Below are 22,899 nucleotides of genomic sequence, written 5' to 3'. Positions count from 1 at the left end.
ACCACAGGCCTCAACGTGAACGATGTCGCGAGACACCTGTGAACGGTGTCCCGCGACATCGCAGGTGTCCGAGGGGGGACTTGAACCCCCACGCCCGATAAAGGGCACTAGCACCTCAAGCTAGCGCGTCTGCCATTCCGCCACCCGGACGAGTGCGAGACAGAGACTACCGGACGTAGGGACCGCGATCACGCACCCCCCGCGCTGCCACGGAGTCAGGCCGCGATGACGGCGACCCGGCCCCGCCGACGCGCTCGGCCCGGTGCGGGGCCCTGCCGGCGGCCGCGTGGAGCGCGGTCGCGACGGTGGCCACCGGCGGGAGGTGCGCCACCCCCGGGCTGATCGAGAGCGTGAGCAGCGTGCCGTCGGGGCAGCAGAGAGAGGGCCTTGCGGGAGTTCAGGGCCGGCCCACCCGACCGGGGGATCCGCGGGCGCGATGGCACGATCGGCGGCATGCCGGAGCCCACCGAGACGCCCCTCGCCCGCGCCCAGGACGAGGTCGCCGAGCTGCTGTCCGACCTCATCCGCATCGACACCACCAACACCGGCGACACCGCCACCGGCAAGGGCGAGCGCGCGGCGGCCGAGTGGGTGGCCGGCAAGCTCGACGAGGCGGGGATCGGCAGCGTCGTCCACGAGTCGGAGCGGGGGAGGGCCAGCCTGGTCGCCCGCATCCCCGGCGAGGATCGCGGCCGGCCCGCCCTGCTGGTGCACGGCCACCTGGACGTCGTCCCCGCCGACCCGGCCGAGTGGAGCGTGCACCCGTTCTCCGGCGAGGAGCGCGACGGCTACGTCTGGGGCCGCGGCGCGGTCGACATGAAGGACATGGACGCGATGGTCCTCGCGCTGGTCCGCGACTGGGCGCGCACCGGCACCAAGCCCCCGCGCGACATCGTGCTGGCCTACGTCGCCGACGAGGAGGCCGGTGGCCGGCTCGGCGCCCGGTTCCTCGTCGACGAGCACCCCGACCTGTTCGAGGGCTGCACCGAGGCGATCAGCGAGGTCGGCGGCTTCTCCATCACCGTGCGCGACGACCTGCGCCTCTACCTCGTGCAGACCGCCGAGAAGGGCCTGGCGTGGATGCGGCTGACCGCCGGTGGCCGGCCCGGCCACGGCTCCTTCGTCCACGACGACAACGCCGTCACCCGGCTGTGCGCGGCCGTCGCCCGGCTCGGCGCCGCCCGGCTGCCCACCACGCTCACCCCGCCGATGCGCCAGTTCCTCGCCGCCGTCGAGGACGCCTACGGCATCGAGATCGACCCCGACGAGCCGCAGGAGGCACTGGCGCGCCTGGGCAGCATCAGCCGGATGATCGGCGCAGCGCTGCGCAACACGGTCAACCCGACGATGCTCGACGCCGGCTACAAGGCCAACGTCATCCCCGGCACGGCGAGCGCCACCGTCGACGGCCGCTTCCTCTACGGCCAGGAGGAGGAGTTCGAGCGCCAGCTGGCCACGCTGATCGGGGAGGGCGTCCAGCGCGACTGGATCGTCCACGACCAGGCCGTGGAGACGACGTTCGACGGCCCCCTGGTCGACCAGATGGTCGCCGCGCTCGAGGCCGAGGACGACGGCGCGCGGCCGGTGCCCTTCACGATGAGCGGCGGCACCGACGCCAAGAGCTTCGAACGCCTGGGCATGCGCTGCTTCGGCTTCTCCCCGCTGCGGCTGCCGCCGGACCTGGACTTCGCCTCGCTGTTCCACGGCATCGACGAGCGGGTCCCGGTGGAGTCGCTGCGGTTCGGCATCCGGGTGCTCGACCGCTTCCTGCGCGCGGCGTGATGGGATGCCGACCGTGACCTCCGCCACTCCGGGACCCGGCTCCGTCGCCCTCATCACCGGTGGGACGGGCGGCTTCGGCCGCGCCCTCGCCGCCCAGCTGCGGGCGCGGGAGGTCACCGCCGTCCTCGCCGACCTGGACGGCGAGCGGGCACGCGCCACCGCCGCCGACCTCGGCTGCCCGTTCGTCGCCCTCGACGTCACCGACCGCGCCGCCAACCGCGCCGCCGTCGAGCAGGTCGAGGCCGAGCACGGCCGGCTGGACGCGGTGTTCCTCAACGCCGGCATCGCCGGGTTCGACTCCGAGGAGCTGCTCGACGTCGACGGCTTCCTGCGGGTGGTCGACGTCGACCTGTTCGGCGTCGTCTACGGCACCGCGGCGGCGCTGCCGGCGCTGCAGCGGGCCGGCGGCGGCGCGATCGTGGTCACCGCCTCGCTGGCCGGTCTGTCGCCGATGGCCACCGACCCCGGCTACAGCGTCGCCAAGGGAGGGGCGGTGGCGTTCGTCCGCTCGATGGCGCCGCGGCTGGCCGCCGAGGGCATCACCATCTCCGCGATCTGTCCCGGCTTCGCCGACACCGCGATCATCGACCCCATCCGCGAGGAGTTCGCGAAGGCGGGCTTCCCCGTCCTGAGCGCCGAGGAGGTCGCCGGGGCGATGCTCGCCGCCTGGGCCTCCGCGGAGCCGGGCGCGGCCTACATCGTCCAGCCCGGCGTCGGCGCCGTCCCCTACCGGTTCAAGGGCGTGCCCAGCGCCAAGACGGCGACCGGCGAGACCGCCGTCGTCCCCGAGGCGCTGCGCCCGCCGTCGATGCTCTAGGCCGCCTCGAGCCGGCAGGCGAACAGGAAGGCCGGCGGCACGTTCCACGGTGAGATCCGCTGGCGCACCGACGGGAAGCGCCGGCGGAACTCACCCAGCATCACCGGCGAGTACTGGATGACCAGCACCGTGCCGCGGGGTGTGAGCACCGCCGGGAGCAGGTCGAGGATCCGCTGCCGCAGCGGCGGCGCCAGCGACGTGTAGGGCAGGGCCGAGACGACGACGTCGGCCCGCTTGCCGCCGAGGTGGACGTCGAGGTTCTCCGCCGAGTCGCAGACCACCTGCAGCCGCGGGTCGTCGAAGCGCTCGTCGATCAGCTTGGCCAGCTCCGGGTCGATCTCCACGGAGACCAGCCGGGCGTTCGCGCCGAGCCGCGCCAGGATCTCCCCGGTCTGGACGCCGGTGCCCGCGCCGAGCTCGACGACGACGTCGGCACCGGCGACGTCGGCCAGGTCGAGCATGTCCCGCACCGCGGCGCGGGAGGTCGGCAGGACGGCGCCGACCTGCCGCGGGTTGGCCAGGAACGCGCGCAGGAAGCGCAGGCGGTCGTTGAGGTGCTCTCTCATGGGTCCTTCCTCGGGCCGCCGACGGGAAGCGGGCCGCGTTCCCGCACCCTGTCACGGCCGCGCGACGGCGGCGATCCGACGGGGCCGCCCGGGGTGCCGGTGCCGGGCCCGCGGCGGTCTGGCAGGGTCGCCGGCATGCGCGCTTGGCGGGTCCACGAACTCGGCGATCCCTCGCAGGTCATGAGCCTGGACGACGTGGAGCAGCCCACCCCCGGCGAGGGGCAGCTGCTCGTGCGGGTGCGGGCGGCGGCGCTCAACTTCCCCGACGTGCTCATGGCGAAGGGCCAGTACCAGGAGCGCCCGCAGCTGCCCTACATCCCCGGCGTCGAGCTGTGCGCGGAGGTCGTGGAGACCGGGCAGCGGGTGCTCGGGGCGCCGTCGGGAGGGCCCGGCGCCTTCGCCGAGTACGCGCTCATGGACGCCGACAACGCCTGGCCGGTGCCCGACGGGATGCCCGACGAGAAGGCCGCCGCGCTCTACCTGACCTACCACACCGGCCACGTCGGGCTGCACCGCCGGGCGCAGCTGCAGCCGGGGGAGTGGCTGCTCGTGCACGCCGGCGCGGGCGGCGTCGGGTCGGCCGCCATCCAGCTGGGCAAGGCCGCCGGGGCGCACGTCATCGCCACCGCCGGCGGCGCCCGCAAGGTCGAGGTGTGCCGCGAACTCGGCGCCGACCACGTCGTCGACTACACGACCGAGGACTTCGTTCCGGTGGTCAAGGAGGTCACCGGCGGCCGCGGCGCCGACGTCGTCTACGACCCGGTCGGCGGCGACGTCTTCGACAAGTCGCGCAAGTGCATCGCCTTCGAGGGCCGGCTGGTCGTCGTCGGCTTCACCAGCGGGCGGATCCCGGACGCGCCGGCCAACCACGCGCTGGTCAAGAACTACAGCGTCGTGGGCCTGCACTGGGGGCTGTACCGGAAGATGGAGCCCTCGATCGTCGGCACCGTCCACGCCGAGCTCACCCGGCTGGTCGAGGGCGGGCAGATCGACCCGCTCATCGGCGAGGTCCTCCCGCTGGACCAGGCGCCCCGGGCCCTGGCCCGGCTGGCCGACCGCAGCACGGTCGGCAAGGTCGTGCTCGTCCCCTGACCGGGGAGGCGCCTAGACGAACGGCTTCGGCAGGTAGGACAACCGCGCCCGCCGGCGCAGGATGACCTTCCGCGTGCCGTCGGCGTGCAGCTGGAGCCGGGCGAGTTCCCAGCCACCGGTGTCCGCCTGCAGGCTCAGCATGGTCGCCGCTGCGGACCGGGACGTACCCGGCGGGATCCGCAGCGGCGCGAACTCGTAATCCCCGGCAACCGCCTCCATCCCGCCGATTGTGCCCGCCCGACCCCCGGTGGTCACGTGACCCGTCCCGCCCGGGTCTGCCGGAGGACCGCCCGGACGGCAGGATGGGTGGCGACCCAGGACCACGCGAGAGGGAGGACGACGTGACCGATCCCGGCACCCGGACCGACGCGACCGCCGCTGACCTGGCCGAGCAGCAGGACATGGTCGACCCGCCGGAGGTGTCCCTCGCTGCCGACGCCGCACCCCCCGCCGGGGACGTCCCGGAGGCCGACGCGCTCGACCAGCAGCTGGTCGCCCGGCCCCGCGGCGTCGGGGGCGCGGCGCACCGCCCGGTCGGGGACCGGGAGGCCGACGACGCCGACGTCCTCGACCAGGAGGCCGACGTCCCGGTGGGGGACGACGACGACCTGACCTGAGCGGTCGACCTGACCGGAGCCGCGGCCGGGCCGCGGCGGTCAGCGGGCGGCGCGGAGCAGGAGCTCGGTGGCGGCGGAGGTCGCGGCCTCGACCGGGACCGGCTGCGGGGCGGTGAGCGGCACCTCCTGCTGACAGACCGTGCCGTCGGCGGGCAGCGTGAGGTCGATCAGGTAGGCGTCGGTGGCCGCGTCGATGCAGGGGGAGTTGCCGCCGTAGGCGGTGTGCCCGTCGCCCTCCATGGTCAGCAGCCGCGCGTTGCCGAGCTGCCGGGTCAGCTGGATCGCACCCGCGTACGGGGTGGCCATGTCGTAGGTGGTGCCGACGACCAGCGCCGTCGGTGCCGAGGGAGAGGCGACGAACGGCCCGCCGAAGGCGTCCGCGTCGGTGCGGGGCCACAGCGCGAAGCCGATCTCGGCGTAGGCGCCGGCGGCCCAGAAGTGCGGATAGGCCGCCCACTCCTGCGCGCCCCGCCGCAGGTAGGAGTCGACGTCGCGAGGCCACTCCCGCTCGCTCGCCCCGATCGCCACGAACCGGTCGGGACCCGGGTCGTCCGAACCGTCGGGGTCCTCCGGGTAGATCGCGAGGTCGAAGATGGCCCGCAGCGTCGAGCCGTCCCCGGCGGCCGCCTGGGCGAGCCCGGCGGCCAGCAGCCCCCAGAGCTGCTTGGCGTACAGCAGGGACTGGGTGACGTCGAGGATGACCTCCGGGGTGACCGGTTCCGGGTTGTCCGTGAAGCGGGGCGCGGGGATGGGGGTCGCGTCCGCCGTCGCCAGCAGCGCGTCGTAGGCGGCGAGGGGGTCGGCACCCCCGAACCCGGAGCAGGCGGCCTGGTCGGCGGCGCACGCGCCGGCGAACCGGTCGAGGGCCCGTTCGAGCGCGGCTCCCTGCGCGGTGCTCACGGCGACCGGGTCGTGGATGTAGGCCGCGGGGTCGAGGGCGCCGTCGAGGACGAGGGCCCGGTAGCGGTCGGGGAACAGCGTCGCGTACGTGGCCCCCAGGAAGGTGCCGTAGGAGAAGCCGAGGTAGGTCAACTGCTCCTCGCCCAGGCCGGCGCGCAGGGCGTCCATGTCCCGGGCGACGTTCGCCGTCGAGGCGTGCTCGAGGATCGCGCCGTTGTTGGCCAGGCACGCGTCGACGTAGCGCTGGGCGCGGGCCACCAGGGCCTGCGGGTCGAGGTCGAGCGGGGTGGGGAACGGGTGCGCCCACAGGCCCTCGGTGACCTGGTCGACCCGGCAGTCGATGGCCGGGGTGCTCTGGCCGACCCCGCGGGGGTCGAAGCCGACGATGTCGAAGCGGGCGCTCAGGCCGGGGTACAGCTGGTCGCCCAGGGCCTGCAGGACCTCCGCCGTCGCCGCCCCGGGCCCGCCGAAGTTGAGGAACAGCGAGCCGATGCGGGTGGCGGGGTCATCGGCGGGGACGCGGGCCACCGCGATCTGCACCCGCCCGGCGGCCGGGTCGTCGTAGTCCATCGGCAGGTCCGCGGTGGCGCACTCGACGCCGGCCGCCGTCCCCTCCGGGGTCGTTCCGCAGGCGGCCCAGGCGAGCACCGGTGGTGGCTCGGTGAGCAGGGCCGGCGTCGGGGCCTGCGCCGCGGCGCCGACCGTTCCGGACGCGAGCACGAGCGCGGCGAGCGTGGTGACAACGGCGGTGCGACGGCGGACGGACACGGGGCCCCCACTCGGACGAGCGGTGCCCTGCCGACGAGCGCCGCGGAGGTGGCGCTCAGCCAACACCCGCCGGCGGCGCGGTGGCAACAGCGGAACGGGAACGCTCCGTCTCGACCCGCGGACCGGTCCCGCTCAGGCCCCGTCGAGGCCCGGGAGCTGCAGGTCGGCCCGCACCGCGCCGACCCGACTTCCCGACCGACGGGAGGTGTGGTTAGGCTGCCCTAACTTGCGGAGCACGTCTCGGGAGGAACGCCATGACGACGAGTCCCGGCCGGAGCCCGGCCCCACCCGGCGTCCTCGGCGACCCGGCCGAACGGGCGCGGACCGCGGCCTGCCGCACCGCGGCCGCCCTGTGCGTGCGCGGCCTGGCGCCCGCCCGGCCGCTGGCCCACGCGACCCTGACCGCCGGGCAGGTCCTGGTGCTCGTCCCCGCCGGGGGAGAGGTGGCCGAGGCTCTGGCGGAGGAGGACGACCGCTCCGCCGTCCTCATGGTCAGCGACCGCGCGCCGGTCCCGCTGCGGGACTCGCTGCGCGCCCAGCTGTGGCTCTCCGGCTGGCTGACGCCGGTCCGGCCGGCCGACCAGCGCGCCGCCGCGCTCGCCTTCGCCGAGGTCCGGCCGGCCGAGCAACTGCTCGACGTCGGGCGGGACGCGACCCTGCTGCGGCTCGACCTCGCCGAGGTGGTCCTGCGCGAGGGACCCCGCTGCGTCGAGATCGGCCCGCCGGAGTACGCCGCCGCCCGTCCCGATCCGCTGGTCGACGTCGAGGCCGCGATGCTGCGGCACCTGGACCGCGACCACCCGGAGATCCTCACGCTGCTGCGCAGCCGCATCCCGGCCGGCGACCTCGGCCCGCGCGACGTCGTCCGCCCCCTGGGGATCGACCGGTACGGCTACCGGCTGCGGATCGAGCGGCCGACCAGCTCCCGCGACCTGCGCATCCCGTTCCCGCGGCCGCTGACCTGCCCCGGCCAGCTGCACGCCGCCACCCAGGCGCTGCTCTGCGCCACCCGCAGGCTCCACGTCGAGGCAGAGGCATAGGAAGCTCTACCCGCGTCAGGCGCCCGCTGACGTGGGTATTGGATCCAATGCCTCGTGGGTCAGTCGGCGTTCTCGGTGAGCAGCCGCGCCAGCCGGGTCCGCCGCGGCCGGACGTCGACCTCGCGGACGGCGCGGGCCAGCGCCCCCCCGCTGGCGTGCACGATCGACAGGTGCCGCTGGGCGCGGGTCAGGGCCGTGTAGACCAGCGGCCGTGACAGCATCCCGCCCGCCTCGGGCGGGAGGACGACGACCACGCCCGGCCACTCCGAGCCCTGCGCGCGGTGCACGGTGATCGCCCACCCGTGCCGCAGGTCGCTCAGCGCCGTTCCGCTGACCGTGACCGGCCCGGAGGCGAAGTCCACGGTCAGCGCGCCGTCCCCGGTGCCGGTGACCACCCCGACCTCGCCGTTGGCGAACCCGATCGGCTCCAGGTCGAGGTGGTTGGCGGTGGCCACCACCCGGTCGCCGGCGTCGAAACCCCACACCGTGCCGTCACCGGGGTTGAGCACGGCCTTGAGCGCCTTGTTCAGCTCGATCGTGCCGGCCGGGCCGCGGTGCACCGGGGTGACCACCTGCACCGTCGCCGGGTCGATGCCCAGCGCGCGGGGGATGGAGTCGGTGACCAGCTGCACCACCCGCCGGGCCGCCTCCGCGCTCCCCGTCGCCGGGACCACGACGACCTCGCGGTCGGGGGAGTCCACCGGCGGCAGCTCCCCGGTGCGGACGGCGTTGGCCAGCCGGGCGATCGCGCCGCCCTCGGCCTGCCGGTAGAGCGTGGTCAGCTCCGTCACGGGGACGACGCCGGAGTCGATGAGGTCGCCCAGCACGTGCCCCGGGCCGATCGAGGGCAGCTGCGCCGGGTCGCCCACCAGCAGCAGGTGGGTGCCGTCCGGGCACGCCTCCAGCAGCGCCGCGGTCAGCTCGACGTCGAGCATGGAGGCCTCGTCCACCACGACGACGTCGGCGTCCAGCGGCCACTCCTCGTTGCGGGCGAACCCGCCGGAGGTGCCCTGCGCGCCGAGCAGCCGGTGCACGGTGACCGCGGGGTGGTCGGTCAGCTCCTCCAGCCGCTTGGCCGCCCGCCCGGTCGGCGCGGCGAGCGCCACCTCGCTGCCCTTGGACCGCAGCAGCGTCACGATCGCCGCCACCGTCCGGCTCTTGCCGGTGCCCGGCCCGCCGGTGAGCAGCGAGACGCCGGCACCCAGCACCTGCGCGACGGCCTTCTTCTGCGCCTCGTCCAGCCCCTTGGCCACCGACCGGACGGCGGCGGGGTCGGCGATCCGCTCCGCGGTGGCGGCCAGCCGGGCGACGTTGTCCGCCACCGCCTCCTCGGCCATCCCGTAGCGGGCCAGCGACAACGTCCGCAACGCCGGGTCGGGCTCGGGCAGCTCGTCCTCGGGGCCCAGGGCGTCCTCGTCGAACTGCGGCTCCGGCGGCTCGTGCTCGAGCACGTCACCGGACTCGACCGCGGCGACGACCGCCGCCACCGGGTCGGCGATGCCCTCGGCCCGCAGCGCGGCGACGACCAGGTCGGCGGGGAGCACGGTGTGCCCGTCGCGGGTCGCCGTCCGCAGGGTGAGCGCGACGATGGCCCGGCCGCGGCGGGAGTCCTGACGGTCCGCGCCGGGCAGCACGGCGATCGCCAGCCGGTCGGCGTCGGCCAGCGTGACCCCGGTGAGCCCCAGCAGCGCCCACGGGTCGTCCCGCAGCCGGCGGGCGGCGTCGGTGCCGAGCGCGTCGGCGGCGGAGGCGGCCAGCCGCGCCTCCAGCCCGGCGCCGACCAGGAGCGCCACGACGTCGTAGGTGGGCTGCGCGGCCAGGAAACTGGAGAACAGCCGCTCGGCGCGCTGCCGGCCGACCCGCGGCAGCTTCAGCAGCCGGTCGGCGGTGACGTCGTCGGGGGAGGTGATGCCCGCGGCGGGCAGCTCGGCCGCGGTGCGCTTGCCCAGCCCGGGCCAGAGCCCGGCGGCGCAGAAGGCGGTGAAGACGGCGTCGGCGGCGACCCCGGTGGCGGCGGGACGGCTCATCGGTCCGACCGGCGCTCGGGATAGCCGAAGTAGGGCGCGGAGACGTCCTCCAGCGCGGTCCGGATCGCCGCCGGCAGCCGCACCGCCTCGGCGTCCAGCGAGGCCTGCAGCTGCTGGGCGGTGCGCGCCCCGACCACCGGCGCGGTCACCCCCGGCCGGTCGCGGACCCAGGCCAGGGCCACCGCCAGCGGCGTGGTGCCCAGCCCGTCGGCGGCGGTGATCACCGCCTCGACGATCCGGTCGGAGGTGGGGGAGCGCAGCCCGTCGATGAAGCCCTGCCACTGCGGCGAGGCGCCGCGGGACTCCGAGGGCGTGCTGTGCCGGTACTTCCCGGTGAGGATCCCGCGGCCCAGCGGCGACCAGGCCAGCACGCCCAGCCCCAGCGCCTCGGCGGCCGGCACGACCTCCCGCTCCACCCCGCGCTGCAGCAGCGAGTACTCCACCTGGGTGCTGACGATCGGCACGCGGCCCGGCCAGGCCCGCTGCCAGGTCGCGGCCTGGGCGGTCTGCCAGCCGGTGAAGTTGCTGATCCCCACGTACCGGACCCGGCCGGAGCCGACCGCGGCGTCGCACGCGGCGAGGGTCTCCTCCAGGGGGGTGGTGTCGTCCCAGCCGTGCAGCTGCCAGAGGTCGACGTGGTCGAGGCCGAGGCGGTCGAGGGAGGCGTCGAGGGCGCGCAGCAGGTGCCCGCGGGAGGCGCCCCGGCCCATCGGCCCCGGCCCGGTGCGGCCCACCGCCTTGGTGGCGACCAGGATGTCCGAGCGCGGGACGACGTCGGCGAGCAGCCGGCCCAGCGTCCGCTCGCTGTCGCCCTCGCAGTGCACGTCGGCGGTGTCGACCAGGGTGCCCCCGGCGTCGACGAACGCCGTCAGCTGCATCGCGGCCTCGTCCTCGTCGGTGTCCCGGCCCCACGTCATGGTGCCCAGCGCGAGGCGGGAGACGACCAGACCGCTGCGCCCCAGCGCCCTCTGTTCCACGGGGGGCCAACCTACCGGCGACCGGGGCCCGGGACCGGGGAGCACCGGCATGTGGGGACGGCGCGCCGGGGTGTGGATCCGGCCGCACCGGAGCGGCGGCCGGGCATCGGACCGGCGCCCGCCTAGGCTGGCCTCCCGTGCTTCCCCGAACCCACACCCCCCGCCCCGCGCACCGGGGCGGAACCCCGCGATGAGCTGGATCGAAGCGGTCGTCCTCGGCCTCGTCCAGGGCCTCACCGAGTTCCTGCCCATCTCGTCCAGCGCCCACCTGCGGGTGGTGGGGGAGGCCTTCGGCTGGGGCGATCCGGGCGCGGCGTTCACCGCGATCACCCAGATCGGCACCGAGGCCGCGGTGCTGCTCTACTTCCGCCACGACATCGGGCGGATCATCCGCGCCTGGGTGCTCTCCCTGGGCGACCGCAGGATGCGCCGCGACCCCGACGCGCGCATGGGCTGGCTGATCATCGTCGGCAGCGTGCCGATCGTCGTCCTCGGGCTGCTGTTCCAGGACGACATCGAGACCACCTTCCGCAGCCTCTGGATCGTGGCGACGGCGCTGATCGCGTTCTCGCTCATCCTGTTCTGGGCCGACCGCGTGGGCAGCAAGAAGCGGGAGCTGCACCAGCTGACCGTCGGGCACGGCATCGCGTTCGGGTTCGCCCAGGCGATGGCGCTGATCCCCGGGGTGTCGCGGTCGGGCGGCACCATCACCGCCGGCCTGTTCCTCGGGTACTCGCGGGCGGCGGCGGCCCGCTACTCGTTCCTGCTGGCGGTGCCCGCCGTCCTCGGGTCGGGCTTCTTCCAGGCCTACGAGGCGCTGACCGGCGACGTGGCCGGCGAGACCGTCGACTGGGGGCCGACGATCCTCGCGACCGTGCTCGCGTTCGGGGTCGGCCTGACGGTGATCGCCTGGCTGCTCCGCTACCTCGACCGCGGCAGCTTCACGCCGTTCGTCGTCTACCGGCTGCTGCTCGGCGGGCTGCTGCTCGTGCTGCTCGGCACCGGGGTGCTCGCCGCCCAGTAGTGCGAGGGCCCCCGTGCCCCCACCGCTCGCGAGCTCTCGGCGGGCCGCTGCACGGGGGCCGCCTAGGCTCGCGTGTCGTGACCACGGTCCTCCTCCTGCGGCACGGCCGGACGACGGCCAACACCGGCGGCGTCCTCGCCGGCTGGACGCCGGGCGTGCAGCTCGACGAGACCGGCTCGGCGCAGGCGCGGGCGGTGGGGGAGCGGCTCGCGCCGGTGCCCCTGGCCGCGGTCGTGAGCAGCCCCCTGGAGCGCTGCCGGCAGACCGCCGCCGCCGTCCTCGACGGGCGGGGGCTGGAGCTGCAGACCGACGAGCGGCTCGGCGAGGCCCGCTACGGCGACTGGACCGGGCGCCCGCTCAAGGAGCTGGTCAAGGAGCCGCTGTGGAAGGTGGTGCAGCAGCACCCCTCGGCGGCGGTGTTCCCCGGACCGGAGGGGGAGGGGCTGGCGCAGACCCAGGCCCGCGCGGTGGCCGCCGTCCGGGCGTGGAACGCCACGCTGGGCCCGGAGGCCGTCTGGCTGGCCTGCAGCCACGGCGACGTGATCAAGGCGGTGCTGGCCGACGCCCTCGGCCTGCACCTGGACCAGTTCCAGCGGATCGTCGTCGACCCGGCCTCGATCTCGGTGGTCACCTACACCGACACCCGGCCGTTCGTGGTGCGGATGAACGACACCGGCGGGGACGTCGCCGCGCTGGTGCCGCCGAAGCGGAAGCGGCGCCGCCGCCGGGCGGCCGACTCCGACGCCGTCGTCGGCGGGGGCGCCGGCGCGACCGTGTGACCTGGGTGTCTCCGGCTCGCCCGGGTCGGCCGTCCGCGTAACCTGGGATCCGTGCCGCGCCAGGTCTTCCTCTTCGAACGCCCGTCCCGGTTCGTCGCCGGCACGGTCGGCCAGCCCGGCGACCGCACCTTCTACCTGCAGGCCTCCGACGCAGCCGGCCGGGTGGTCAGCGTGGCGCTGGAGAAGACCCAGGTGCAGGTGCTCGCCGACCGCATGAACGAGCTGCTCGACGAGATCGCGACCCGCCCGGGCACCGTCGTCCCGCCGGACGCCGAGGTCGACGACCTGGAGCCGCTCGCCGCGCCGGTCGACGAGGAGTTCCGGGTCGCGGCGATGGGCCTGGCCTGGGACGGCGAGGCGCAGGCCGTCGTCGTCGAGGCCGTCGCCGCCGGTGAGGAGCCGGTCGACGAGGACGCGATCCTCTCCGACAGCGAGGAGGGGCCCGACGCGCTGCGGGTCACCATCACGCCGGCGGCCGCCCGGGCGTTCGTCGTCCGCGCCCGCCGGGTGGTGGCCGCCGGCCGGCCGTCCTGCCCGCTGTGCTCGCTGCCGCTGGACCCGAGCGGGCACGTCTGCCCGCGGCAGAACGGCTACCGCCGCTGAGCCGGGTGGCCGGGGTCACGAGGACGCCCCGATGAGCGAGCGCCCCGCCGACCAGGCGTCGGACCTGCGTGCGCCCGCGGACGACGCCGAGGCCCGCACCCTGCTGCTCGACGGCGAGATCGACCTCGAGGGCCGGTTGCTCGACGCCAGCAACGTCACCCTGGTCGGCACCATCCGCACCGCCGAGCTCGAGGGCGAGTGCGTGTACAAGCCGGTGGCCGGGGAGCGCCCGCTGTGGGACTTCCCCGACGGGACCCTGGCCGGCCGGGAGATCTCCGCCGCGCTGGTGTCCGAGGCCACCGGCTGGCGGGTCGTGCCGCCCACCGTCCTGCGTGACGGACCGTTCGGGCCCGGGATGGTGCAGCTGTGGATCGACGGCGACCCCGCGGTCGACCTCGCCGCGTTCGTGCGCTCGGACTCCCCGGCGCTGCGGCGGATGGCGGTGTTCGACGCCGTGGTCAACAACGCCGACCGCAAGGGCGGGCACATCATCCCGACCGTCGACGGGCACGTGTACGGCGTCGACCACGGCATCTGCTTCTCCGTCGAGCCCAAGCTGCGCACCCTGCTGTGGCGCTGGGCCGGCAAGCCGCTGCCGGCCGAGGCGGTGGAGGTGCTGGAGCGGCTGTCGGGTGACCTGCTCGGCGACCTCGGCGAGCAGCTGCACGAGCACCTGACCCGCCGCGAGGTGCGCCGCACCCAGCAGCGGGTCGCCGACCTGCTGCGCAGCGGGCGGCACCCGCAGCCCACCGGCGACTGGCCCGCCCTGCCCTGGCCGCCGTTCTGACCAGCCGGCCCCGCGAGACCTGCGAACTCGTGGCCATCAGCCGCTGACGACCACGAGTTCGCAGGTCTCGGCGGAAGGATCGGCCACCATGGGCCCATGCCGCACCGTTCGCGCCTGGCGATCCTGCTGCTCGACCTGCCGCCGGAGCTCCACGACGCCGGCCGTGACTTCTGGACCGGAGTGACCGGCCACCCCGCGGAGGCCGACCCGACCGACCCCGACTGGTCCTCCCTCGGCTCCTTCGCCGACGGCTTCCACCTGGAGGTGCAGCGCACCGGCACGGGGACGCCGCCGCGCTGGCACGTCGACGTCGAGACCGACGACGTCGCCGCCGAGGTGCAGCGGCTGGAGGCGCTCGGCGCTCGCCGGGTGGCCGACATGGGCGGCTTCTGGCAGATGAAGGACCCCGCCGGGCTGCTCTTCTGCGTGGTCGGCATCCAGACCGGCGCGGAGTTCGACCGGTACGCCACCACCTGGCCCTGAGCGGGCTACTCGAGGGTGACGAGGTCGATCATCGCGGCGGCCTGCAGCCCGTCGCCGTCCACGGTGAGCACCTCCAGCGGCACCCGGCGCCAGACGGCCAGCACCAGGTCCCCGGCGGTGCCGGTGAGGGCGGCGATCGGGAAGGGTCGGCTGCCGGCGAAGAGGGTGCGCTCGGCGTCGGCGTCCACCGCGTGGAACACCACCGGGTGGGCGGCCTCCGGCGGGCCGGCGGGGAACACCCCCGGGACGATCACCTCCAGCCACTCGTCGAGCCCGTCCAGCCCGAGGGCGGTGGGGATCGGCCGCACGTCGCCGAGCACCTGCTCCACGTCCACGGTGTGCACGACGGCCTCGTGCGTCTGCCGGCGCAGCACGAAGCCGACGTCCTGCCGCGGCGCCCACGTCCACACCCGCTCGACCGGGTCGGCCCCGGCCAGCACGGTCTCCAGCTCGGCGGACTGGGCCAGCCCGTAGCCGAGCAGCTCGTCGTCCGGGTGCCGGACCGGCTCCACGTACGTGCTCGGGTCGGTGGCGCGGGTGCGCACCACCCACGTCCAGAAGTGCTGCACGTCGGCGAGGTGCCAGACCAGGTCGGCCAGGGTCCAGCCGGGGCACCCGGGCACCGTCGCCCGCCAGCCACGCGCGAGCACCGCCTCGGCGGCGACGTCGGCGAAGCGTGCGTTGGTCTTCTGCAGGACGGGCAGGTACTCGTCGAGCTCCACGGCTCCTCCGTTCGCGGGTGGGGCGTCCAGGATGAGGGCCGACCGGCGCCGCCGGTACCCGCCTCTAGGCTCCTGGTGTGCTCGCCTGGCCCGCCCCGCTCCTGCCGACCCTCCCGGGCACCGGTCCCGTGCTCAAGCTGCACGACACCGCCCGCGCCGAGGTGGTCGCCACCAGCCCCGACCGAACCGCGCGGATGTACGTCTGCGGGATCACGCCCTACGACGCCACGCACCTCGGCCACGCCGCCACCTACCTGGCCTTCGACCTGGTCAACCGGGTGTGGCGGGACGCCGGGCACGCGGTCCACTACGTGCAGAACGTCACCGACATCGACGACCCGCTGCTGGAGCGCGCCGAGCGGGACGGCGAGGACTGGATCGTCCTCGCGATGCGCGAGACGGCGCTGTTCCGCGAGGACATGACGGCGCTGCGGGTGCTGCCGCCCGACGACTACGTGGGTGCGGTGGAGTCGATCCCGCGGATCGTCGGCCACCTCGAGTCGCTGCTGGACGAGGGGCTCGCCTACTCCCTCGACGACGGCACCGGTGACGTCTACCACGACGTGTCGCAGGCGCCCGGCTTCGGCGGGGAGTCGGGCTACGACGAGGCGGCGATGCTGCGGTTCTTCGCCGAGCGCGGCGGCGACCCCGACCGGGCCGGCAAGCGCAACCGGCTGGACCCGCTGCTGTGGCGCGGCGAGCGGCCGGGGGAGCCGTCCTGGCCCGGCCCGCGCGGGGTCGCCGGGCGGCCGGGGTGGCACATCGAGTGCGCCACCATCGCCCTGGAGACCATCGGCATGGGCTTCGACGTGCAGGGCGGGGGCAGCGACCTGGTGTTCCCGCACCACGAGTACTCCGCCGTCCACGCCGAGGCGCTCACCGCCACCAAGCCCTTCGCCCGGGCCTACGTGCACGCGGCGATGATCGGCCTGAACGGCGAGAAGATGAGCAAGAGCCGCGGCAACCTGGTCTTCGTCTCCCGGCTGCGCGGCGACGGCGTCGACCCGATGGCGATCCGCCTGGCGCTGCTGTCCGGGCACTACCGCAGCGACCGCATGTGGACCCCGGACCTCCTCGACGCCGCCCGCACCCGCCTGGCCACCTGGCGGCGGGCGGTCGCGCTGCCGGCCGGGGCTCCGGCCGCGCCGGTGCTGCAGGGGCTGCGCGAGCGGCTCTCCGAGGACCTGGACAGCCCCGGCGCTCTCGCCCTCGTCGACGAGTGGGCCGCGGCCACCCTGGCGGCCGGGCCCGACGCCGACCTGGAGGACGGCGCCCCGACGATCGTGTGCGACGCGGTCGACGCCCTCCTCGGTGTGGCGCTGGCCGACTCCTGATGCCCAGCAGCCCCTTCCGGCTGGTCGACCGGGCGGCGCGCGAGGCCGCGGAGGAGGACCTCGCCCCGGCGGCCACCCGCGCGGCGGCCAGCCGCGGGCGGGCCGTGCCCGAGCCCGAGGACGGGCTGCGCACCGCCTTCGAGCGGGACCGCGACCGGATCCTGCACGCCAAGTCCTTCCGCCGGCTCAAGCACAAGACGCAGGTCTTCCTCAACCCCGACGGCGACCACTTCGTCACCCGGCTGACCCACACGCTGCAGGTCACCCAGGTCGCCCGCTCCCTGGCCTGTGCGCTCGGGCTCAACGAGACCCTCGCCGAGGCGATCGCCCTGGGCCACGACCTCGGCCACTCGCCGTTCGGCCACATCGGCGAGGACGCGCTGGAGCCCTACGTCCCCGGCGGCTGGCACCACGCCGCGCAGGGCGTGCGGATCGTCGAGGTGCTGGAGCGGCTCAACCTCAGCTGGGAGGTCCGCGACGGCATCCGCGCGCACAGCTGGAAGATCACCCCGCCGCCGGCCACCCGGGAGGCGGAGTGCGTGCGGTACGCCGACCGGATCGGCTACCTCTCCCACGACGCGCTGGACGCCGTCCGGGCCGGGGTGCTGCGGGTGGCCGACCTGCCCGCCCGCGCCCGCGCCGTCTTCGGGGAGCCGGGCAGCCAGATGGTCGGCGCGATGGTCGACGCGGTCATCGACGGCAGCCTGACGTCGTCCTCCGGCGCCGTCGTCATGGCGGCCGGGCCGCTGGAGGCGATGCACGAGCTGCGCACGTTCATGTTCGAGCGCGTCTACGCCTCGGAGACCGCCGCGGGCCAGAAGCACTTGGCCATCGACGTCACCCGCCGGCTGGTCGACCACCACCTGGCGCACCCGGAGCTCATCCCGGCGTCCTACCGGGACACCGAGGCCGACCCGGTGACCCAGGTCGTCGACTACGTGTCGGGGATGACCGACCGGTTCGCGCTGGCGATGCACGACCGGCTGTTCGACGCCGACGCGACGTCGCAGATGCGCCCCCTGCTCCGCCTGGAGTGACCCCCCGGTGCCCGGCGGTTTCCGCGGAAACCGCCGGTCCGTACCACCGTCATCCCCAACAGAATCGGAGGACTCCGGCGCGGAGAGCCCCACCCGACGAGGGGGAGGACGGGGTCCTCGCTCAGTCGCGGGAGCCGCCGCGGCGGCGCAGGTAGCGCTCGAACTCGCGGGCGATCGAGTCGCCGTTGGCGTTGGACAGGTCGACCTCGGTGGCCCGCTCCTCCAGCGAGCGCACGTACTCGACGACCTCGGCGTCCTCCTGGGCCATCTCGTCGACGGTCTTCACCCAGTCCTCGGCCTGCTGGGGGAGCGCTCCCAGCGGCACGGTGAGCTCGAGGACCTCCTCGACCCGCTGCAGCAGGGCGACGGTGGCACGCGGGGACGGCGGCTGGGAGACGTAGTGCGGCACCGCGGCCCAGAAGCTGATCGCCGGCAGCCCGGCCTGCACGCACGCGTCCTGGAAGACGCCGAGGATGCCGGTCGGGCCCTCGTAGCGGGAGGTCTCCAGGCCGAACCGCTCCGCGGACTCGGCGTCGTACGCCGACCCGGTCACCGGCGTCGGGCGGGTGTGCGGCGTGTCGGCCAGCAGCGCGCCCAGGCCGATGACGGTGCGGGCGTCGAGCTCCCGGCACAGCTCGATGAGCTCCTCGCAGAACGTCCGCCACCGCATGTTGGGCTCGATGCCCCGGATCAGGACGACGTCCCGCGGGGAGCCCGGCGGACGGGCGACGGAGACGCGGGTGGTGGGCCACTCGACCCGCCGGCTGACCCCGTCGACGAGCGAGACGGTGGGCCGGTTGACCTGGAAGTCGTAGTAGTCCTCCGGGTCGAGCGCGGCGAGCGGGGCGGCGTCCCAGATGAGCTCGAGGTGCTCCAGCGCCCCGGTGGCGGCGTCCCCGGCGTCGTTCCAGCCCTCGAAGGCGACGACCACCATGGGGTCGCTCAGCCGGGGCAGGTCCTCAGGGGTGGACTTCGGGTCGATCACCCCTGCGAGCCTACGTCGGTCGGGCACCGGTGCCGCGCTCGAACGCCCGTCCGTGTGGGCCACCTCGCCCGGTGGTGGAACGAACCGGCTCGCCCGCACGTCTAGTCTTGTTCGGTGTCCGCCTCCGGCCCGTCCCTGCGCCCGGACGCCACGGCAGCGCTCACGACGCTCCTGAACCGGCGCATCCTCGTGCTCGACGGTGCGATGGGCACGGCGATCCAGCAGCACCGGCCCGGCGAGGCGGCCTACCGCGGGGAGCGGTTCGCCGACTGGCCGACCGACGTGCGCGGCAACAACGACCTGCTCAGCCTCACCGCCCCCGACCTGGTCGCCGGCATCCACCGCGAGTACCTCGAGGCCGGCGCCGACCTGGTCGAGACCAACACGTTCAACGCCACCGCGATCTCGCTGTCCGACTACGGGATGTCCGGCCTGGCGTACGAGCTCAACGTCGCGGCCGCCCGGCTGGCCCGGCGGGAGTGCGACGCGATGACCGCGCGCACCCCGGACCGGCCGCGGTTCGTCGTCGGCGCGCTGGGGCCGACCAGCCGGACGGCGTCCATCTCGCCCGACGTCAACGACCCCGGGGCCCGCAACGTCGGCTTCGACGAGCTGGTCGAGGCCTACCTGACCCAGGCCCGCGGGCTGGTCGACGGCGGCTCCGACGTCCTGCTCATCGAGACGATCTTCGACACGCTCAACGCCAAGGCGGCGATCTTCGCGCTGGAGACGCTGTTCGAGGAGCACGGCCGGCGCTGGCCGGTGATGGTCTCCGGGACCATCACCGACGCGTCCGGGCGCACGCTGTCCGGCCAGGTCACCGAGGCCTTCTGGTACTCCGTGCGGCACGCCCGGCCGCTGCTCGTCGGGCTCAACTGCGCGCTCGGCGCGGCGGAGATGCGGCCCTACGTCGCCGAGCTGTCCCGCATCGCCGACACCTTCGTCTCCTGCTACCCGAACGCCGGGCTGCCCAACGCCTTCGGCGAGTACGACGAGTCGCCCGAGGAGACCGCCGCCGTCCTGGCGGAGTTCGCCGCCAGCGGCTTCGTCAACCTGGTCGGTGGTTGCTGCGGGACCACGCCCGCGCACGTCGCCGCCATCGCCGCCGCGGTGCAGGACCGGGCGCCCCGGACGCCGCCGGCCGTGCCCCCCGCCCTGCGGTTGTCCGGCCTCGAGCCGCTGGTCGTCACGCCGGAGAGCCTCTTCGTCAACGTCGGCGAGCGCACCAACATCACCGGGTCGGCCCGCTTCCGCAACCTCATCAAGGCCGGCGACTACCCGGCCGCGCTGGCCGTGGCGCGGCAGCAGGTCGAGGCCGGCGCGCAGGTCATCGACGTCAACATGGACGAGGGGATGATCGACGGCGTCGCGGCGATGGACCGCTTCACCAAGCTGATCGCCGCCGAGCCCGACATCTGCCGGGTGCCCACGATGATCGACTCCTCCAAGTGGGAGGTCATCGAGGCGGGCCTCAAGTGCGTGCAGGGCAAGTCGATCGTCAACTCGATCTCGCTCAAGTCGGGGGAGGAGGCCTTCGTCCGCGAGGCGCGGCTGTGCCGCCGGTACGGCGCCGCGGTCGTCGTCATGGCCTTCGACGAGGACGGCCAGGCCGACAGCCTGGAGCGGCGGACGCAGATCTGCCGGCGGGCCTACGACATCCTCACGCGGGACGTCGGGTTCCCGGCCGAGGACATCATCTTCGACCCCAACGTGTTCGCCGTCGCCACGGGCATCGAGGAGCACGCGACGTACGGGCTGGACTTCGTCGAGGCCACCCGCTGGATCAAGCAGAACCTGCCCGGGGCGCTGGTCTCCGGCGGCGTCTCGAACGTCTCGTTCTCCTTCCGCGGCAACAACCGGGTGCGCGAGGCGATCCACGCGGTGTTCCTGTTCCACGCCATCGCGGCCGGCATGGACATGGGCATCGTCAACGCCGGCGCGCTGGAGGTCTACGCGGAGGTCCCCGAGCAGCTGCGGGAGCGGATCGAGGACGTCGTCCTCAACCGCCGGCCCGACGCCACCGAGCGGCTCCTGGAGATCGCCGGCGACTACGCCGGGGACGGCGCGGTCACGGAGGCCGAGGCGGGGGAGTGGCGGTCGCTGCCGGTCGCCGAGCGGATCACCCACGCCCTGGTCAAGGGCATCGACGAGTTCGTGGAGGCCGACACCGAGGAGCTGCGCGCGCAGATCCGGGAGCGCGGCGGACGGCCGATCGAGGTGATCGAGGGCCCGCTGATGGCCGGCATGAACGTCGTCGGCGACCTGTTCGGCGCGGGCAAGATGTTCCTGCCGCAGGTGGTGAAGTCCGCCCGCGTCATGAAGAAGGCGGTCGCCTACCTCGTGCCGTTCATCGAGGCGGAGAAGCGGCCCGGCGACGCCGAGCGCAGCATCGGCAAGGTCGTCATGGCCACGGTCAAGGGCGACGTCCACGACATCGGCAAGAACATCGTCGGCGTCGTGCTGCAGTGCAACAACTACGAGGTGGTCGACCTCGGCGTGATGGTGCCCGCGCAGCGGATCCTGGACACCGCCAAGGAGGAGGGCGCCGACGTGATCGGCCTCTCCGGTCTGATCACGCCGTCGCTGGACGAGATGGTGAACCTGGCGGCGGAGATGGAGCGTCAGGGCTTCGAGCTCCCGCTGCTGGTCGGCGGCGCGACCACCTCCCGCGCGCACACGGCGGTCAAGGTCGCGCCGAAGTACCACGGCCCGGTCATCTGGGTGAAGGACGCCTCCCGGTCGGTGCCGGTCGTGGCCGCCCTGCTGTCGGACGAGCAGCGGCCCGCGCTGCTGGCCGAGGTCGAGGCCGACCACGAGGCGCTGCGCGAGCGGCACGCCGCCCGGCAGGACACCCGCTCGCTGCTGCCGCTGGCCGCCGCCCGCGCCGCGGCGACCCCGGTCGACTGGAGCAGCTACCACCCGCCGCGGCCGCGGATGCTGCTGCAGCAGGCGATGGACGTGTGCGCCGGGCCCTCCTGCGACCACGTCCACCAGGTGGCCACCCAGTTCGTCCGGACGTTCACCGGCTATCCGCTGGAGGAGCTGCGCCGCTACATCGACTGGCAGCCGTTCTTCAATGCCTGGGAGATGCGCGGCCGGTTCCCCGACATCCTGAACAACCCGGCGACGGGCGAGACGGCCCGCCGGCTGTACGAGGACGCGCAGGTCATGCTCGACCGCGTCATCGGGGAGCAGTGGCTGCGCGCCAACGGCGTCTTCGGCCTGTTCCCCGCCAACCAGGTGGACGGCGACGACATCGAGGTCTACACCGACGAGTCGCGGACCGCCGTCCGGGCCACCCTGCACCAGCTGCGGCAGCAGACCCAGGGCCGCGACGGCGCCCCGCGCAAGTCGCTGGCCGACTACGTCGCGCCCAAGCACACCGGGCTGCGCGACCACGTCGGCGCCTTCGCGGTGACCGCCGGCATCGGCCTGGCCGAGCGGTCGGCCCGGTTCAAGGCGGAGAACGACGACTACAGCGCGATCCTGCTGGAGTCGCTCGGCGACCGGCTGGCCGAGGCCTTCGCCGAGCGGCTGCACGAGCGGGTGCGCAAGGAGTTCTGGGGGTACGCCCCGAGTGAGGGCCTCGACAACGAGGAGCTCATCGCCGAGCGGTACCAGGGCATCCGGCCCGCGCCGGGCTACCCCGCGTGCCCCGAGCACACCGAGAAGCAGACGATCTGGCAGTTGCTCGACGTCGAGGCCGCTACCGGCATCGAGCTCACCGAGAGCATGGCCATGTGGCCCGGGGCGGCGGTCAGCGGCCTGTACTTCTCCCACCCGCAGTCGCGGTACTTCGTGCTCGGGCGGGTGGGGCGCGACCAGGTCGAGGACTACGCCCGGCGCAAGGGCTGGACGGTCGCCGAGGCGGAGCGGTGGCTCTCGCCGAACCTGGGCTACCGGACCGAGGACGAGTGAGCCACGCCACACCGGGCTGATGTGACGGATCAGTCCGCTTCGGTCGCGCAGCGTCGTGATAGTTTCGTTATCTGTCCGCCGGGCCCCGCTCCTCGACCGAGGACCCCGGCCGGACTCCGCCGAACTGTGCGCGGCACACCGCCGCGCTCGGACCGGGGACCCACGGTTCCTCTGGGGTGAATCCTGCGCGCGTGCGCGCCGCAGGTAGGGCGACTTCCGGCCCGAACCCGTCAGCTAACTCGGTAGGCGGCTGAGGAAGAACGGAGAGCCGCCCCTGTGGCGACCCTGAACCGCGCCTCCGCGCCTCGAGTCGAGGACGCCGCCCCCGAGGGGGACCTCCCCACCGCCGTCGCCCGCCGGCGCCGCCGCGTGCCCGCTCCGCGCTCCCGGGTGGCCTACGCCCTGGGCCTGGCCACGGTGTGCACGGTCGCCGCCGTGAACCTGGTCGCCGGCGGGACCGCCACCCCGGCCACGGCGAGCCCGCAGGAGCAGTCCGCGTCGGTCGCCGTCGCCGACGCGCTCGGCATCGAGGAGACCGCCGCCGGCCAGCCGGCCGCGCCGGCGGAGGACCCCCGACTGCTCGAGCAGCTCGCCGCCACCCGCGCGGGGCGTGGCGCCGGGCAGGCCGCCGCGGCCGCGGT

At 74.7% G+C, this 22,899-nt stretch carries 21 protein-coding genes, 1 tRNA gene and 1 riboswitch; of the genes, 14 read left to right on the top strand and 8 right to left on the bottom strand.

Features of this window, described 5'->3' with window-relative positions; all coding sequences use genetic code 11:
- Positions 1 to 65: 65 nt before the first annotated feature.
- Positions 66 to 150, bottom strand: a tRNA-Leu gene (locus tag MY526_RS24990).
- 303 nt (positions 151 to 453) lie between these two features.
- Here MY526_RS24990 and MY526_RS24985 point away from each other — a divergent pair.
- On the top strand, positions 454 to 1,782 hold the full coding sequence (locus MY526_RS24985) for a M20/M25/M40 family metallo-hydrolase (RefSeq protein ID WP_436695596.1): 1,329 nt from the start codon (positions 454 to 456) through the stop codon (positions 1,780 to 1,782).
- Between the two features lie 13 nt (positions 1,783 to 1,795).
- Positions 1,796 to 2,599, top strand: a complete 804-nt coding sequence (locus MY526_RS24980) for an SDR family oxidoreductase (RefSeq protein WP_436695597.1) — start codon at positions 1,796 to 1,798, stop codon at positions 2,597 to 2,599.
- Here the strand turns inward: MY526_RS24980 and MY526_RS24975 are convergent.
- Positions 2,596 to 3,165, bottom strand: coding sequence for a class I SAM-dependent methyltransferase (locus MY526_RS24975; RefSeq protein ID WP_436695598.1), 570 nt, complete (start codon positions 3,163 to 3,165; stop codon positions 2,596 to 2,598). The genes MY526_RS24980 and MY526_RS24975 overlap by 4 nt on opposite strands.
- 135 nt (positions 3,166 to 3,300) lie before the next feature.
- Between MY526_RS24975 and MY526_RS24970 the strand changes: the two genes are divergently transcribed.
- Entirely contained in the window at positions 3,301 to 4,257 is a 957-nt protein-coding gene (locus MY526_RS24970; protein ID WP_436695599.1) for an NADPH:quinone oxidoreductase family protein, read from the top strand.
- A gap of 12 nt (positions 4,258 to 4,269) precedes the next feature.
- Here MY526_RS24970 and MY526_RS24965 read toward each other — a convergent pair whose 3' ends face one another.
- A complete protein-coding gene (locus MY526_RS24965) occupies positions 4,270 to 4,476 on the bottom strand; it encodes a DUF5703 family protein (RefSeq protein WP_436695600.1) in 207 nt (68 codons plus the stop codon).
- A 122-nt stretch (positions 4,477 to 4,598) separates the two neighbouring features.
- On the opposite strand from MY526_RS24965, the gene MY526_RS24960 reads away from it, so the two are divergent.
- The gene (locus tag MY526_RS24960) at positions 4,599 to 4,874 is read left to right on the top strand and encodes a hypothetical protein (RefSeq protein WP_436695601.1); all 276 of its coding nucleotides are present in this window, start codon (positions 4,599 to 4,601) and stop codon (positions 4,872 to 4,874) included.
- Positions 4,875 to 4,913: 39 nt separating this feature from the next.
- Here the strand turns inward: MY526_RS24960 and MY526_RS24955 are convergent, their stop codons facing one another.
- On the bottom strand, positions 4,914 to 6,542 hold the full coding sequence (locus tag MY526_RS24955) for an alpha/beta fold hydrolase (protein WP_436705316.1): 1,629 nt from the start codon (positions 6,540 to 6,542) through the stop codon (positions 4,914 to 4,916).
- A gap of 254 nt (positions 6,543 to 6,796) precedes the next feature.
- On the opposite strand from MY526_RS24955, the gene MY526_RS24950 reads away from it, so the two are divergent.
- Complete coding sequence (locus tag MY526_RS24950) at positions 6,797 to 7,582, top strand: DUF2470 domain-containing protein (RefSeq protein WP_436695603.1); 786 nt, start codon at positions 6,797 to 6,799, stop codon at positions 7,580 to 7,582.
- 59 nt (positions 7,583 to 7,641) lie between these two features.
- Here the strand turns inward: MY526_RS24950 and MY526_RS24945 are convergent, their stop codons facing one another.
- Positions 7,642 to 9,609, bottom strand: coding sequence for an AAA family ATPase (locus tag MY526_RS24945; RefSeq protein WP_436695604.1), 1,968 nt, complete (start codon positions 9,607 to 9,609; stop codon positions 7,642 to 7,644).
- Positions 9,606 to 10,586, bottom strand: coding sequence for an aldo/keto reductase (locus tag MY526_RS24940; RefSeq protein ID WP_436695605.1), 981 nt, complete (start codon positions 10,584 to 10,586; stop codon positions 9,606 to 9,608). The genes MY526_RS24945 and MY526_RS24940 overlap by 4 nt, the downstream gene beginning before the upstream one ends.
- A gap of 190 nt (positions 10,587 to 10,776) precedes the next feature.
- Between MY526_RS24940 and MY526_RS24935 the strand changes: the two genes are divergently transcribed.
- The 5 genes from MY526_RS24935 to MY526_RS24915 all read left to right on the top strand — a co-directional run bounded on the left by MY526_RS24935 (position 10,777) and on the right by MY526_RS24915 (position 14,262).
- The gene (locus MY526_RS24935; protein ID WP_436695606.1) at positions 10,777 to 11,610 is read left to right on the top strand and encodes an undecaprenyl-diphosphate phosphatase; all 834 of its coding nucleotides are present in this window, start codon (positions 10,777 to 10,779) and stop codon (positions 11,608 to 11,610) included.
- Positions 11,611 to 11,687: 77 nt separating this feature from the next.
- Positions 11,688 to 12,389: a histidine phosphatase family protein gene (locus MY526_RS24930; protein ID WP_436695607.1), complete on the top strand. Its 702-nt coding sequence runs from the start codon at positions 11,688 to 11,690 to the stop codon at positions 12,387 to 12,389.
- A 51-nt stretch (positions 12,390 to 12,440) separates the two neighbouring features.
- Positions 12,441 to 12,992, top strand: a complete 552-nt coding sequence (locus MY526_RS24925; RefSeq protein WP_436695608.1) for a DUF3090 family protein — start codon at positions 12,441 to 12,443, stop codon at positions 12,990 to 12,992.
- Positions 12,993 to 13,023: 31 nt separating this feature from the next.
- A complete protein-coding gene (locus MY526_RS24920) occupies positions 13,024 to 13,779 on the top strand; it encodes an SCO1664 family protein (protein WP_436695609.1) in 756 nt (251 codons plus the stop codon).
- 96 nt (positions 13,780 to 13,875) lie between these two features.
- A complete protein-coding gene (locus MY526_RS24915; protein ID WP_436695610.1) occupies positions 13,876 to 14,262 on the top strand; it encodes a VOC family protein in 387 nt (128 codons plus the stop codon).
- Between the two features lie 5 nt (positions 14,263 to 14,267).
- On the opposite strand, the gene MY526_RS24910 is transcribed toward MY526_RS24915, so the two are convergent.
- Positions 14,268 to 14,984 carry a maleylpyruvate isomerase family mycothiol-dependent enzyme gene (locus MY526_RS24910; RefSeq protein ID WP_436695611.1) on the bottom strand — a complete coding sequence of 239 codons (717 nt, stop codon included), beginning with the start codon at positions 14,982 to 14,984 and terminating at the stop codon, positions 14,268 to 14,270.
- 77 nt (positions 14,985 to 15,061) lie between these two features.
- Between MY526_RS24910 and mshC the strand changes: the two genes are divergently transcribed.
- A complete protein-coding gene (gene mshC / locus MY526_RS24905; RefSeq protein WP_436695612.1) occupies positions 15,062 to 16,318 on the top strand; it encodes a cysteine--1-D-myo-inosityl 2-amino-2-deoxy-alpha-D-glucopyranoside ligase in 1,257 nt (418 codons plus the stop codon).
- Positions 16,318 to 17,355 (top strand): HD domain-containing protein, encoded by a 1,038-nt coding sequence (locus tag MY526_RS24900; protein WP_436695613.1) that lies wholly within the window; start codon positions 16,318 to 16,320, stop codon positions 17,353 to 17,355. The genes mshC and MY526_RS24900 overlap by 1 nt, the downstream gene beginning before the upstream one ends.
- A gap of 121 nt (positions 17,356 to 17,476) precedes the next feature.
- On the opposite strand, the gene MY526_RS24895 is transcribed toward MY526_RS24900, so the two are convergent.
- Positions 17,477 to 18,340: a PAC2 family protein gene (locus MY526_RS24895; RefSeq protein ID WP_436695614.1), complete on the bottom strand. Its 864-nt coding sequence runs from the start codon at positions 18,338 to 18,340 to the stop codon at positions 17,477 to 17,479.
- Between the two features lie 114 nt (positions 18,341 to 18,454).
- Between MY526_RS24895 and metH the strand changes: the two genes are divergently transcribed.
- Together metH and MY526_RS24885 are read left to right on the top strand one after the other, a co-directional pair.
- Positions 18,455 to 22,258, top strand: a complete 3,804-nt coding sequence (gene metH, locus MY526_RS24890; RefSeq protein ID WP_436705315.1) for a methionine synthase — start codon at positions 18,455 to 18,457, stop codon at positions 22,256 to 22,258.
- Between the two features lie 107 nt (positions 22,259 to 22,365).
- Positions 22,366 to 22,522, top strand: a riboswitch (cyclic di-AMP (ydaO/yuaA leader).
- A gap of 12 nt (positions 22,523 to 22,534) precedes the next feature.
- Positions 22,535 to 22,899, top strand: a 365-nt coding sequence (locus MY526_RS24885; protein WP_436705314.1) for a hypothetical protein, incomplete at its 3' end; no start/stop codon positions are given.

Origin of the sequence: Geodermatophilus sp. CPCC 205761 (assembly GCF_051383655.1) — a bacterium.
Taxonomy (GTDB): Bacteria; Actinomycetota; Actinomycetes; order Mycobacteriales; family Geodermatophilaceae; genus Geodermatophilus.
This window is presented reverse-complemented; position numbering and strand designations above follow the sequence as displayed.